Consider the following 13,232-nt stretch of genomic DNA (forward strand, 5'->3'; position numbering starts at 1 on the left):
GGAGCAGTCATGCCCGCAATCGAGTTCATCGGCTATTCCCGTGAGGAAGCAGTCGAGCGAATGAACCGTTACATCCCGCTGTTCGCCCACCTGGAGTGGGTCGATGACTTCATCTTTCAGATCGAGGCCGACTCCAAGGTGATCGGTTCGAACCGCATCGAGCAGCCGCTGGTTCGGGTCCGGTCCCGGTTCCCGGAGCGGATCGAGATCACGCGGAACATCCTGCTCGACTACGAGGACGTGGAATCACTCGTCATCGACTTCCGACCGCGTCGCACGGCGTCTGAGCCGAAGGAATAGCCACATGCTCATCTGCGGAATCAAGACCACCCATGACGGCGGGGTCGCGCTCATCGACGACGGCCGGCTGATCTTCTCGTACGAGATGGAGAAGCTGAACAACAACCACCGGTACGCGAAGATCGAAGACCTGTCCATCGTCTTCGATCTTCTGGTGCAGCACGGATACCGCCCGGAGGACGTCGACCATTACGTCCTGGACGGCTGGTTCAAGACCCACAAGGTTCTTCTCTGGCAGGGCCAGGAGGTCGAGATCACGCTCGCGCCCTACCGGCGCGGGCTGATCGACACCGACGTGCTCCGGCCGTACTCATTCCAGACGCAGGACCTGTCCTATCTGAGCTTCACCCACTATGCCGGTCACGTGGCCTCGGGGTACGTCACGAGCCCGTTCGCCCAGGCCGGTCAGGGGTCGTACGTGCTCAGCTGGGACGGCTGGATGTTCCCGTTCCTGTACTACATCGACGGCGAGACCCGCCAGGTGACCAGCTGCGGTCCGGTCATGCCGCTCATCGGCGAGGCCTACAACCAGCTCGGCAGCCTGTTCCCGCCGTTCGACGAGCCGATCGAGTACCCACACGTGCTCGCGCAGGCCGGCAAGATCATGGCGTACGTCGCCCTCGGCCAGGCTCGCGAGGAAGTCATCGAGCACCTGGGGAACGTCACCGAGGCAGCGTTCCGCCACGTCCTGGGTGCGGGCAGGGACGACGACCACTTCTACACCGTGGAAAACGGCAAGAAGATTCTCAAGGAGATGAAGAAGACCACCGCCGTGCCGGGGGTGAGCACCGACGACATGCTCGCCTCGCTCCACGTGTTCCTCCAGCGCAAGCTCGTCGACGGCGTCCGTCGGGTGGTAGCCGAGTCGCCGTTCCCGGACCGCAATCTGGTCGTGGTCGGCGGGTGTGCCCTGAACATCAAGTGGAACAGCGCCCTGCGCGACAGTGAAGTCTTCGATCATGTCTGGGTGCCGCCGTTCCCGAACGACGCCGGCAGCGCGCTCGGCACCGCCTCGGCGGCCATGCTGAGCCAGAGCGACCGGGCCAGCCTGTCGTGGAACGTCTACTCCGGGCCTCCGCTGAACGCCCCGGATCCGCTGCCGTCGTGGAAGCAGCAGCCGTGCACACTCGAAGATCTGGCGCTGATTCTGCACGAGCAGGACGAGCCCGTCGTGTTCCTGAACGGACTTGCCGAACTGGGTCCCCGCGCGCTGGGCAACCGCAGCATTCTCGCGCCGGCGGGCTCGGCGAAGATGAAGGATCTGCTCAACGAATACAAGGAGCGGGCCTCCTACCGTCCGGTCGCGCCGATCTGTCTGCAGGAACGGGCCCCTGAGGTGTTCGCGCCCGGCACCCCGGATCCCTACATGCTCTTCGACCACCAGGTACGCGCCGAGTGGGTCGACCGGGTTCCGGCCATCTGCCATCTGGACGGCAGTGCCCGGTTGCAGACGGTGACCGCCGAGGAGAACCCGGCGATCTTCCAGCTCCTGACCGCGTACGAGGCGCTCAGCGGGATCCCGCTGCTGTGCAACACGAGCGCGAACTTCAACGGCTCGGGCTTCTTCCCGAACGTGCGCTCGGCGATGGAGTGGGGGCGGATCCGGCTGATCTGGTCCGACGGAACCCTCTACGTCCGGGGCGAGTGATGCCACCGACCGAGGGACCGCGTACGTCCAGCCTGGTCGCGAGCGCCGGACCGGCGATCTTCAGCCCGGAGAACTTCCGCAAGGCGATCGCCGCCGGTGCCTCAGCCATCCGCGTGTCGGCGTCGAAGTACCCGCTGGACGTGTTGGCCGAGAAGGCCGACGTTGTCGTGGCCGCGGCGAAGGAACTCGAACGCCCGGTCGACTTGTGGCTGGACCTGCCCGGTTCGAAGAGTCGGTTCACGAACGACGACTTCTTTCCGCTGGCGGGTCTCGAGCGTGTACGCGTCTGGTACCAGCCGGTGCCGGCCCGCCGCGACATCGCCGTTCCCGAGATCGGGCTCACCGGAGACGACCTCGGTGCCATCATCGAACCCGGTGACATCCTCATCGCGGGCGACGGCGAGGACGCGTTGCGGGTCGAGAGCGTCGCCGAGGACCACTGCATGGCACAGCCGTTGACCTTCGGGGACCTGGGGCGCCGCAAGGGGGCCACGGTCGCGGGCAAACGGCAATCGTACGTGTCGCTCACCGAATCGGATCTCGAAGCCCTGGCGACGATCGGCGACACACCGTACTCGGCCGTTGTCGTGTCCTTCGTCGAGGACGCGAAGACGATTGAGACGGTGCGCGCGGCGATGGCCGCCGGCACACCGACCGACCGCCAGCCGGCGGTGATCGCGAAAGTGGAGACCCGAGCCGGAGTGGCAGCGGCGCGCGAGATCGCCGAGGCGTCGGACGCGGTGCTGCTGGGCCGGGGCGACCTGCTGATGGACTGCGGGGAGCTGGACTTCTACGACCTCGGGAAGGAGGTCCTGAAGACGTGTGCGAAGGCCGGTGTCCCGGTGATCGTCGGCACGCAGCTCATGCCGAGCATGTCCGTCGGGTGGCTCCCGAACCGCTCGGAGCTGGCCTACCTGTCGCATCTGATCGAGAAGAACGTCGACGGGCTCATGCTGGCCTTCGAGACCACGGTCGGCAAGCAGCCGATCCGCACCATCGCACTGGTGGCCGAACTGATCCAACGCTACGGCGGCGGGCCGACGCGGCCGATGTTCCCTCTGCGCTATGAGATGTGAATGAGCGAGCCGCGCTCGTCGATCGGGCCTGTCCTGTGGTGGGACAGGCCCGATCAACCCCGGTGCAGGGCAGCCGGGCTGAGCCGTGGAAGTAGCATTCGGCCCGGCTCGCCCCTGACCGGAATCAGCGCATTCCGACGCCCGGTGGGCGGCGATCGCACCCCGCCTGACCGCCTGGCGACAGACCCGCACCCACGGCGGCGTCAGCGGACGCACACCCACCCGCGACCTGCGCGACAACGTCTCAGGGTGAGTGGTGGTCAGCCCCGGCGGTCATGCCGAACCGGGCCGCGACGGTCGCGGCCCGGGCGCAGTCGATCGCGTCCCGCAACGCCTTCACCCGGTTTTCGGCGGACAGTCCGTCCGAGACCAGGGCGACGTGGGCCAGTTGCTCGATGGCCTCGGTCAGCGCGACCAGGCTCTCCACGAGCGGGTCGCTGCGATCGGCCTCACGCATCATGACGTCGAGCGCGCGGTGGATCAGCGCGACGGGATGCTCGTGTTGACCGCCCACTCCGTGGTGGACGCTGTCGTTGCCTTGGGCGGGCTTGACGAGCAAAGGATCCCCCGGTCATTGCACTGCCCGATGTCGACGATCATGCCGTCCATGGGCGACTTACGATACGTGTTCGCATTGATGGGACGCAAGGTTCCTCGCCGGCCTCGACCTACCCTTGACCGGCACCGCAGGACTGATCGAAGGGTTCTCCGCCGATGAACGCCATCTCGACGTGACCACGTCGCCCAACGGCGGCCGGATCACGACGGTCACCGATCCGCAGTCCTACGCCGCGCTCGCGCAGCGGGTGGATCCCGACCTCGCGCTCGTTCCGGTCCTGGCTCCGCCGGACGCGCCATCCGCGTTGGTCTCCGAGCCGGCGACCGCGTTGCCGGGCCCGCGCGCTTGGCAGGGCGTGGTGCTGGTGACCGACGACGACTTCGAACCCGTCGGCCAGGTGCTGGCCCGCGGATCGGGGCGGCCGATGCGGCGTGCCACCCTCGCCGAGGCGGTCCGGCTCAGCACGGACGTCCCGGTCACCCTGGTGGGTGCCGTCGACGGCGTGACCTCGGCGGTGCTCGCCGCGCTGCCCACCCATTCCCGACTCGGCCTCTTCGTGGCCCGGGACCCGGCCACGGCCAGCGGGCTCGCCGCTCGAACGCTTCTTTACGGGCCGACCGTGGCCGCCACGTCCGCCGACCTCTCCTTCGACACGGTCACCGAGGTCGACGGGCCGGACCGGCTGACCGGGCTCGACATCACGACGGCGGGGCTGCGGGCGGCCACGCGGAGCGGCGTCGCCATCCTCACCGGCCGCGGGCACGCCAAGAACTGCTCGATCAACCTGCTGGACGGGATGATCTGCGGCCGACTCGACGAACAGGCTCTGCTGCCCGTCGAGCCGGTCCGGCCCGACCGCTGGTCGGGGCATCTCGCCGCCTGTCAGCAGAGCCAACAGTGCTGCAGGTTCGGCTACAAGATCAGCGACAATCTGCGCGCCACGGAGGTCCGTGCGGCCTTCGTGGTGTTCGACGCCTGCCGCATCGCCGCCAGCGGCGATGGCGCGGTGCGCACCGACGTGTCGGTTCCGCTGACCATGCTCGCCGGTTCCTCCCTCGCCGTGATCTGCGCGGTGGGCACCCGTGGCGGCAGTTCCTGGGCGGCGCCGCTGCTGCGAGGGCTGCTCCGCGCCGGCCTGCCGCTCGGCACGGCGCTGGCCGAGGTCAACCAGGCGATCGCGGTGGACCCGACGGGCCTGGGCCGGCTGGTTCTCTATGGCGACGCCGGTCTGGCGCCGATGCCCGGCGCCACGGCCGTCCGCGTGACGGCGTCGGCCGACGGGACGACGGAGATCCCCGCCGGTCCCGCGGCGACGCTGCTGGACGGGACCGGCCTGCTTCCGGTGCGCCCCGGCGGCCCCGTGGTGGTGACCCGGGCGGACGGCACGACCAGTTGGGCCCTGACCGAGGCGTACGGCCGGTCGACCGGTCCGGTCGCGCCCGCGCCGGGGCTACTCGACGTGTCCTGGCGGGACCGGTACCGGCCGTGGTCACAGCGGCTGCGCGAGCTCCCCGAGATCGGCATGCGGGTCGACGGCGACCGGCTGGACGCGCTCGACCGCGCAGCGCGGACGGCGGTAGAGCAGCGCGCCGCGGCCGAGCATCTGGGCGCTGCCCGCGAGGCGGCGGAGGCGTACGCGTCGGCCCGCGCGGGACTGTTCGCCGTGCAGCACGCCGCGATCGAGCAGGAGCTGACCGTCGTAGCCAGCTCCTTCTACCACTCCTACGGCGGCTGGCCGGAGCCCTGGCAGGTGCTGCGGACGGCCGACGACGCGGAGCGGTGTCTCTTCTGCATGGACGTCACCGCCGTCCGCCACGACGTCATCCCGGCGGCGGGCACCGGTCCCCGGTTGTGCTACCTGGTCTGCTCCCGCTGTGGCGAGGTCTTCTGCGGTGCGGCGGAGTTCGACGCGACGGTCCTGATCACGGCACCCGCCGAGGTGGCCCGTGGTGAGCGGTTCCGCCTCGGCGTCGAGGTCACCGCCTCGGCGGACCGGGCCGTCGCGGTGACGGTCGGCGCTGCCTTCCGCCGGCAGGATCTGCTGCGGTGCCGGCTCGACGGAATCGAGTCCGTCGAGCTGGCCGCCGGGGCCGGCCACACGGTGGAGCTGCACGGAGAGAGCGAACCGGAACGAACGATTCCTGACATGCACAACATCTATGTCCTCGTCGCCGTCGACGGAGCGGTCCGCTGCTTCACGCGTGCGATCTGGCTGGGGGCCTAGCGCGTGGACGCGACAAACCGCCTTGGGGCGCTCGTGGAGCGGCCCTTCCGCATGCTCTGGATCGGACGGACGACGTCGTCGTTCGGCGACGCGCTGATGCCCGTCACCCTCGCCTTCGCGGTGCTGTCGGTGGGCGGCTCGGCGTCCGACATCGGCACCGTGCTGGCCGCCTCCACGGTGGCCAAGGTGGTGCTGCTGATGCTCGGCGGCACGCTCGCCGACCGGATGTCCCGCCGGTTACTGCTCGTGGGCAGCGACACCTTCCTGCTGGTCATCCAGGCTGGCGTCGGCGTTCTTCTCCTCGCCGGTCGACCGAACGTCGCGGTGCTGACGGGTGCCGCGGTCTGCTCCGGCGCGGCGGCCGCGATCGGCAAGCCCGCCTTCACCGGGATGGTCCCCCAGACGGTCAGCTCACCACGCCTGCAGCAGGCCAACGCGTTGATGGGCATCTCCCGCAGCACCGCCGAGATTCTCGGGCCGCTGGTGGCGGGCATCCTCGTAGCCACGACCGCGGTCGGCTGGGTCTATCTGCTGAACGCCGTCACCTTCCTGGTCAGCGCCGTCGCCGTCGGCCTGCTCAAACTGCCGCCCAGCCGGCCTCGTGGACGCACCAGCTTCTTCACGGACCTGGCGGTGGGCTGGCGCGAGATGGCCTCGCGCTCCTGGTACTGGATCGCCCTGTGCTGTCACGCGATCTGGAACCTCGGATACTGCGCCTTCCTGGTGCTCGGTCCGGTCATCCTGGACCGGCAGGCCGGCGGCGCGTCCGCCTGGGGTCTGATCAGCACCAGCATGGCGGTCGGCGCGCTGGCCGGTGGGGCGCTCTCGCTGCGCTGGCGGCCCCGGCACCCGCTGACCATCGCCCACCTGGGCCTGGCGCTGACCGCTCTGCAGCTCGCCGCCCTGATCGGCCCGTCGCCGATCCTGGTGAGCGTGGCCGCGGCCGTGGCCGCGATGGCCGGGGTCTCGTTTGTGAACAACGTCTGGCTGACAGCCATTCAGCGCCTCATCCCCGAGGAAGTGCTCTCCCGGGTGAGTTCGTACGACTGGCTGGTGTCCTTCACCGTCGCGCCGCTGGGTTTCGTGGCGGTCGGTCCGCTGAGCGGCCGGATCGGCGAGACCGAGGTACTGCTGCTGGGCGCGGCGTGCGTATGCCTCTCGGTGGTCGCCGTGCTCCTGGTCCCCCGGATCCGGTCGTTGCGACAGGACCGCAACGGAAACCTGCACGGCTGGCCCGAGCTGGACGAACCGGCCCGCGCGGGGCTGGCCGACTCACCGGTTTCGGCCGCCCGGGGCTCGTAGGAAGCCGCGCTCAGTGGCCCAGTGAATCGTCTTCGGGAGGTTCGCCACATTCCACGACCGCGGAGGCACGCCCCCCACCGGCTCCACATCGCCGCCGTTCTCAGTCTCGGGCTGGTGTGGCAACCTCAGCGCGAGGACTCTCATCGACGTCTCGTCGCGAGCCCTGGCCCGACCTCGCATCGTGTCGAACCACGTCTCACGGTCAACCTTGTCCAGGTCGTACCCGAGACGGACCAGTTCCTCGAAGACCGCATCCCAGGTCGGGCTGGCCGGCGCCAGAAGGCCATAGCGGGCGGCCGGATCGGGATCATGGGCGACGACATTCGCCACCATCCTGGCCGCCACATCCACTGGCAGCCATCGTGGACCGCCACGGCCGGCCGGCCAGCACCCGGATTCGAGGCCGGCTCGCATGGTGAGCCACCGCCAGTCCCTGAGATTCACCTCGCCGGTCTCCGTGTCGGGACCCAGGCCACCCACCCGGTACGTACTGACGGCGAACCCCGCCGTCTGGCAAATCTCGATCAGGGATTCCGCCAACCACTTCGATTGGGCGTATCCGCCGGACGGAGGTTGGGACGGTAGCTCTTGCGCGTAGCTCCCGGCCCTGCTCCGACCGAGAACTGCCACGGAAGATATGAAGTGCATGCGCTTGCTGCGAGATTCGCCGGCCAGGCGCAGGAGCGCGAGCGTCCCCGAGACGTTCGCGTCTACCAGCCGCTCGAACGGAAGGGAGTGGTTCACCAACGCCCCCGCATGCACGATGGTGGCCACCTCCCGGCCCAGCTCCCCCCACTTTCGCGCCGAGAGGCCCAGGAATGGCAGCGACAGGTCTCCCACTATCGACTGGACCTGGCCGGTGGCGTCGATCCTGGAGGTGACGTCGCGTACCAAACAGTAGATCTCCTGATCGGGCATGGCTGTCGTGATCTGCTTCAGCAGGCTGCGCCCGAAGAATCCGGACACACCCGTGAGCAACAGCTTGCCGTTCCCCGCGCCGTAATGGCCCGGCGGACGGAGTTCCGCCGCCGATCGACGGTAACGGGACACAAGCCCAACCAGGCTGCTGTCCTCCCCGTCACGAGTCACCGCGAACCCACGTTCGCGGCCGCTTGCGACGCGAGCTGCCTCCGGTCCGGCTTTCCCGAGCGCAGCCGGGGTATGGCCGCTAGCCGCACGATTCGCAGCCCCAGCAGAGACGGCGAAGCGACCCGTGCGCAGGCATCTCTGACGAGTTGCTGGTTCAGCTCATGATCCGCGCGAGTCACGTAGAACACCGTCACGGCCTCGCCGCGATGCACGTCGGGCCGGGCAGCCGCACAGGCGTCGTCGACCCCGACAACGCCCAGGACGACGCGGTCGAGTTCATCCAGGGAGATCGAGGCGCCGGCGCACTTGACCACGTTCTTGATTCTCCCGGTGAGGTACAGGAGCGAATGCCCTGGGTACCGCGAACTTGGCTCGACGAGCCCCAGGTCGCCGGTATGGAACCAACCGCCGGCGAAGGCCTCTTCGGTCGCGGCAGGGTTGTCCGCGTAGCCCGACATCACCGAGTGCCCGCGAACGACGACCTCTCCGACCTCCCCCGCGGGTACGAAAGCTCCGTTGGATTGAATCGCGATCTCGTTCCCGTGTATCGCCGACCCGACCGACGGAATATGCGGAAAATTCGCGCCGAACTCACAACCGTGCAGCACGCCCCCACGGCTCGCGTAGGGCATCACGGTCGAGAAGTTCATGGTTTCGGAAAGTCCGTAGCCCTGAACGGCGCACTTGCCCCGCTCGTGGATGCCCTCCAGGACCTCCGACGGCAGCGGCGCGGCCGCCGACACGAAGTAACGCAGACGTTCGAGGCTGGGCCATTCCCGAATGCTCGACAGCGCCCGCAGAAGCGGCGGAACCGTCGTCGCGAGCGTCGCCTCCTGGCGATGAAGGGTGGAGATGAAGTGGAACGGGTCGAATTCTCCGTACAAGAGGCAGTGCGCTCCGCGCAACAGGGTCGCGAACAGTCCGAATTCGAGGCCGTTGACATGCGAGATCGGCAACGGACACGCGACGACGTCAGTGTGCGTCATCCTGTGATGACGTGCGACGGCCAACGCGTTGATCACGATCGAGTACTCGGCCTGGATGACCACTTTCGAAGCCGCTGTCGACCCTGTCGTGCACACCATCACGCACGGTCGGTGCGTGGCCGACTCCTCGTCACCGACGCGCGGCGGACGAATCCGTCTCCGGCCGTTGCCCGGCCTCAGGTCGACCGTTGCCGCGCTCGTGACTATCTCGTTCGAGCGCACCTCCGGCTCGTTCGCGTCCACCAGGAGTGCCGCGCCGCCGGCCGCGATGACCGAGAGGATGGAGACGACACTCTCTATCGAGTTGCTGACGTGGATCCCACAGATGTCGCCGGCTCCGACGCCAGATCCGGCAAGTTCACGTTGCCCGGCCGACACCCGGGCCCATAGTTCGGCGTACGAGCACGACTCGTCGCCATCAGGTCGCAGCACGGTGATCGCCGGCGCGTCTCGCCGCACTTGCGCCTGTTCTGCCACGCGTTCGATCAACGAAGGCCGTGGGACCAGCGCCTGGGACCAAGGAACTCCCTGGTACGTATGGGCCTCCAGGAAGTCCGCCGTCGACGCGCCGGCCACTGGCGTCTCACTCGTCATGATCAATGTTATAGCACGCAGCGTCCTGGCCGGACGCCACGACGATCTTGGTGGTGACGGACTGCTACGAAGGCGACCCACCACCGACCACTGTGGACGCTTTGACGCTCGGTGACCGCGCCGACGGTCTCGGCCACGACGCGATCAAGCCGGCTTCGCTGGGTCGCAGTACCACGGCGACAGTCTATATCCTTGATCAGTCTGCCTCCTGAAACCTGGCACCGATCAGGAGGAAACGGGGGCGGCGATAGGGAGAATGCTCAATGCCAGACGCGACAGACGTCCGACGGATCCCGCGTACCGGCCTCTCGCCAGGCTTCGCCCAGCTACTGACCGAACGCCGGGCTCGGCTCGCCGAGCAACTGACGACCGGCCGGCGCACCCATCGCTGGTTTCCGGTGCTCTCGGTGCTCGCGCCGGTCATGACGCAGGCGGAGGGTGAGATCACCTACCCCGGTGACCCGATGTGCCTGTACGCGGCTCTGTCGGTGGCCGTGCACAACGCGGTCCACGACGCGGTGCCCCTGGACCAGGCGAAGCACTACAACGACCTCGCGCCGCACTGGACCAGATTTCCGGATCCGGCCTACCGCAACGCCGTCAGCCACGATGGCTATCGCCCCTACGGCGAGGATCCGAACACCGACGAGACGGTCTTCGACCCGCGAGTCTGGGACCAGAACGCCAAGCAGCGCTGGCGGGACCTCGTCCGCCAGACGCGACCATCGGTGGTCCTCATCTCCAGCGTCTCCCCCGCTCACCGCTACGCGCTCGAGATCGCCGAGATTGCCAAGGCGGAGGCACCCGGCGTGTTCGTCGTGCTCGGGGGCCGACACGTCGACGAGACCATCACCTGCGCACCGCGCAGCGAGACACTGACGGTGGCCGCGAGCAGCACCCTGGCGGTGATGCGAGCCGGCGAGGTGCCCCACGTCGTGGACGCCACGATCTCCGGGGAGGCCTACCACTCTCTCGACCTGCTGATGCGGGCCGTCGCGTCCACCGTGGATCTGGACACCGGCGAGGTCGACCCCGAGGCCGTACGCGGCTCGCTCGAGGAGATGCTCGCCGCGTGGGGGACGGCACCCGGGCGATCCCTGATCACGCTGATGACGCCGGCCCAGACGGTCGCCTATCCACAGCACGGTACGCAGATCGACCTGGCCGCGCTCCCGGCACCCTACGAGGGCTTCGCGATCCGCTCCCGCTTCCCCATCTTCGTCGACCCGCGCACCGGTGACATCCGGCGGACCGCCCACATCATGATCTCCAACGCCTGCCCCTACCAGTGCAACTTCTGTTCGGAGACGGCGAACCTGGCCGGCGGCCTGAAGAAGTTCCGCCGGACCAGTGCGGGCATCGACCGGGTCGTCGAGTACGTCGGCTACGGCGCGGAGGCGATGTTCTTCGACGACTCGATCTTCTGGAGCGGGACGTACCGCGATATTCTCGACTTCTGCGCCGAACTGCGCGAGCTGCGCTCCGCGCCGGCGGACGCGCTCCCGGAGCGCCACCGCCGCAGCCTGCCCTCCGCAGCCGACATCGATCGGCTACGGAGGCTGGAGTGGGGCGCACAGCTGACGGTGGACGTCCTCGCCGCCCTGAACACGCCGGACAGGTCCCGTCAGGTCCTGGCGGCAATGCGGGAAGTCGGGTGCAGCTACGTCTACATCGGCATCGAGAGCTTGTCCGACCAGGTGATGGACAACATTCACAAGAATCTGCGACGCGTCGAGGGACGAGGCTGGGCCACGAAGGTCCGCGAGGCCGCGGTGCTGGTGAAGTCAGCCGGTCTGCGGGTGGGCTCGGCGGTCCTGTTCGGCCTCGACGGCGAGACGCGGGCCAGCATCGAGGAGACCATCACCGGGGTGGCCGGCCTGGTCGCCGACGGTCTCATCGATGTGGCCAGTCCGAACATCCTCACCTACCACCCCGCCACACCGATCACCAGGTTGCACGGCATGACCGACAAGCTGGACTACCACTCGCCGAACATCGACAACCGCGCGCCCTACATCTACTTCGAGGAGGCGTTTCCCGGCGTGATCTCCACCGCGCTGACCGAGGACGACCTGTGGTACATCCACTCCGAGACGACGCGCCATTGGGGCACCGCGCGCAACGACAACACGGCGACTCCACTTGATCGGTACGAGGTGAGCCTGTGACGAGATCCGACCCGGTGGATCTGGCTGCGCTGCGGCGGCGGGACGGGGAGAAGTGGGCGGCGGTCGACGACGGGGTCCTGCCCGCGTGGATCGCCGACATGGATTTCCCGGTGGCCCCGGCGGTGCGCGACGCTCTGCTGCACCGCGTCGACACCGACCTCGGCTACGCCACCGGATACGACGAGTCGGACGGCGGCCCGCTCGGGCATACCTTCGCCGACCGCACGCGCCGCCGGTTCGACTGGGCCGCGGACCCGGCCCACGTCCGCACGTTCACCGACATCAACCAGGCGATGCAGGTCGTGCTCCACCTGGGCACCACTCCGGGCGATCCGGTGGTGCTGCACTCCCCCGCCTGCCCGCCCTTCGCCGACGTGCTGGTCCGGCTCGATCGGCCGCCGCGCCTCGTGCCGGTGGTCCACCGCGACGACGACTGGCAGCTGAACCTGGACCGGATCGCCGACGAGGTCCGGCGCGGCGCCCGCGCGCTGCTCCTGGTGAATCCGCACAACCCGACCGGACGCGTGTTTCGCCGCGCCGAACTGGAGTGGCTGGCCGCGCTCGCTGTCGAGCACGACCTACTGGTGATCTCCGACGAGGTTCACGCCGACCTGGTGTACGAGGGTGGCCGTCACATTCCGTTCGCCTCCCTCTCGCCGGAGGCGGCGGCACACAGCGTCACACTCACCTCGGGCAGCAAGGCCTTCAACCTGGGCGGGATCCGCTGCGCCGTCGCCCATATCGGCGTCCCGCGGCTGCGCGAGGCCGTCGACGCCCATCGCGGCATCCTCTTCGGGCAGGTCGGCGTGCTCGCCATGACCGCGCTGAAGGCGGCGTGGAGCTCCGGGGACGATTGGCTCGACAGCGTCCTCGGGGTCATCGCCCGAAACCGCCAGCAGGTGCACCGGGATCTCCCCTCCCCGCTGGTGCACCGGTTGCCCGAAGCCACCTTCCTGTCCTGGATCGACTGCCGCCCGGCCGGTCTCGGCGACGACCCGGCCGCGTTCTTCGCCCGCGAGGCCCGCGTCATGCTGTTCCGGGGCAGCGACTTCGGGCCGGAGGGACGCGGGCACGTGCGGCTCAACTTCGCCACGGAGCCGGAGGTCCTCACCGAGATCCTGCGCCGCCTGAACGACGCCGTGACAGGTCTGCCGTGACCCGTTGGCCGGGGAGGACCGGCCGCCCGTCTCCCAGGGGTTGTTTCATAAGGGCGGTCGAGCCGAGGCGGAGTCCGGGCGGCGATCCGGCAAGGCGCGGTTTCGTCCGGATACCGGTGTTGTATCCGG

Annotated in this window: 10 protein-coding genes; 7 read left to right on the forward strand and 3 right to left on the reverse strand. The window is 68.7% G+C overall.

The features are described from left to right. The first annotated feature begins 9 nt into the window (after positions 1–9). From ACIA3K_RS07815 to ACIA3K_RS07825, 3 genes are read left to right on the forward strand one after another with little or no spacing between them, the layout of a single operon-like run. Positions 10–300 (forward strand): hypothetical protein, encoded by a 291-nt coding sequence (locus tag ACIA3K_RS07815; protein WP_396799757.1) that lies wholly within the window; start codon positions 10–12, stop codon positions 298–300. A 4-nt stretch (positions 301–304) separates the two neighbouring features. Continuing rightward, complete coding sequence (locus ACIA3K_RS07820; protein WP_396799758.1) at positions 305–1,948, forward strand: carbamoyltransferase N-terminal domain-containing protein; 1,644 nt, start codon at positions 305–307, stop codon at positions 1,946–1,948. Next, entirely contained in the window at positions 1,948–3,024 is a 1,077-nt protein-coding gene (locus ACIA3K_RS07825; protein ID WP_396799759.1) for a pyruvate kinase, read from the forward strand. The genes ACIA3K_RS07820 and ACIA3K_RS07825 overlap by 1 nt, the downstream gene beginning before the upstream one ends. A 244-nt stretch (positions 3,025–3,268) precedes the next feature. On the opposite strand, the gene ACIA3K_RS07830 is transcribed toward ACIA3K_RS07825, so the two are convergent. After that, positions 3,269–3,538, reverse strand: coding sequence for a hypothetical protein (locus ACIA3K_RS07830; RefSeq protein ID WP_396799760.1), 270 nt, complete (start codon positions 3,536–3,538; stop codon positions 3,269–3,271). A gap of 217 nt (positions 3,539–3,755) precedes the next feature. Between ACIA3K_RS07830 and ACIA3K_RS07835 the strand changes: the two genes are divergently transcribed. Then, positions 3,756–5,807, forward strand: coding sequence for a hypothetical protein (locus ACIA3K_RS07835; protein WP_396799761.1), 2,052 nt, complete (start codon positions 3,756–3,758; stop codon positions 5,805–5,807). Between the two features lie 33 nt (positions 5,808–5,840). Continuing rightward, positions 5,841–7,109, forward strand: coding sequence for an MFS transporter (locus tag ACIA3K_RS07840; RefSeq protein WP_396799762.1), 1,269 nt, complete (start codon positions 5,841–5,843; stop codon positions 7,107–7,109). On the opposite strand, the gene ACIA3K_RS07845 is transcribed toward ACIA3K_RS07840, so the two are convergent. Continuing rightward, a complete protein-coding gene (locus tag ACIA3K_RS07845) occupies positions 7,080–8,198 on the reverse strand; it encodes an SDR family oxidoreductase (RefSeq protein WP_396799763.1) in 1,119 nt (372 codons plus the stop codon). The two genes, ACIA3K_RS07840 and ACIA3K_RS07845, sit on opposite strands and share 30 nt — an antisense overlap. After that, positions 8,195–9,778 (reverse strand): class I adenylate-forming enzyme family protein, encoded by a 1,584-nt coding sequence (locus ACIA3K_RS07850; protein WP_396799764.1) that lies wholly within the window; start codon positions 9,776–9,778, stop codon positions 8,195–8,197. Before ACIA3K_RS07850 ends, ACIA3K_RS07845 begins: the two co-directional genes overlap by 4 nt. Positions 9,779–10,041: 263 nt before the next feature. Between ACIA3K_RS07850 and ACIA3K_RS07855 the strand changes: the two genes are divergently transcribed. Then, positions 10,042–11,946: a B12-binding domain-containing radical SAM protein gene (locus tag ACIA3K_RS07855; RefSeq protein ID WP_396799765.1), complete on the forward strand. Its 1,905-nt coding sequence runs from the start codon at positions 10,042–10,044 to the stop codon at positions 11,944–11,946. Further along, positions 11,943–13,103 (forward strand): MalY/PatB family protein, encoded by a 1,161-nt coding sequence (locus ACIA3K_RS07860; RefSeq protein ID WP_396799766.1) that lies wholly within the window; start codon positions 11,943–11,945, stop codon positions 13,101–13,103. Before ACIA3K_RS07855 ends, ACIA3K_RS07860 begins: the two co-directional genes overlap by 4 nt. Positions 13,104–13,232: the final 129 nt, after the last annotated feature.

It is taken from the genome of Micromonospora sp. NPDC051543, assembly GCF_044454415.1.
Lineage (GTDB): Bacteria > Actinomycetota > Actinomycetes > Mycobacteriales > Micromonosporaceae > Micromonospora.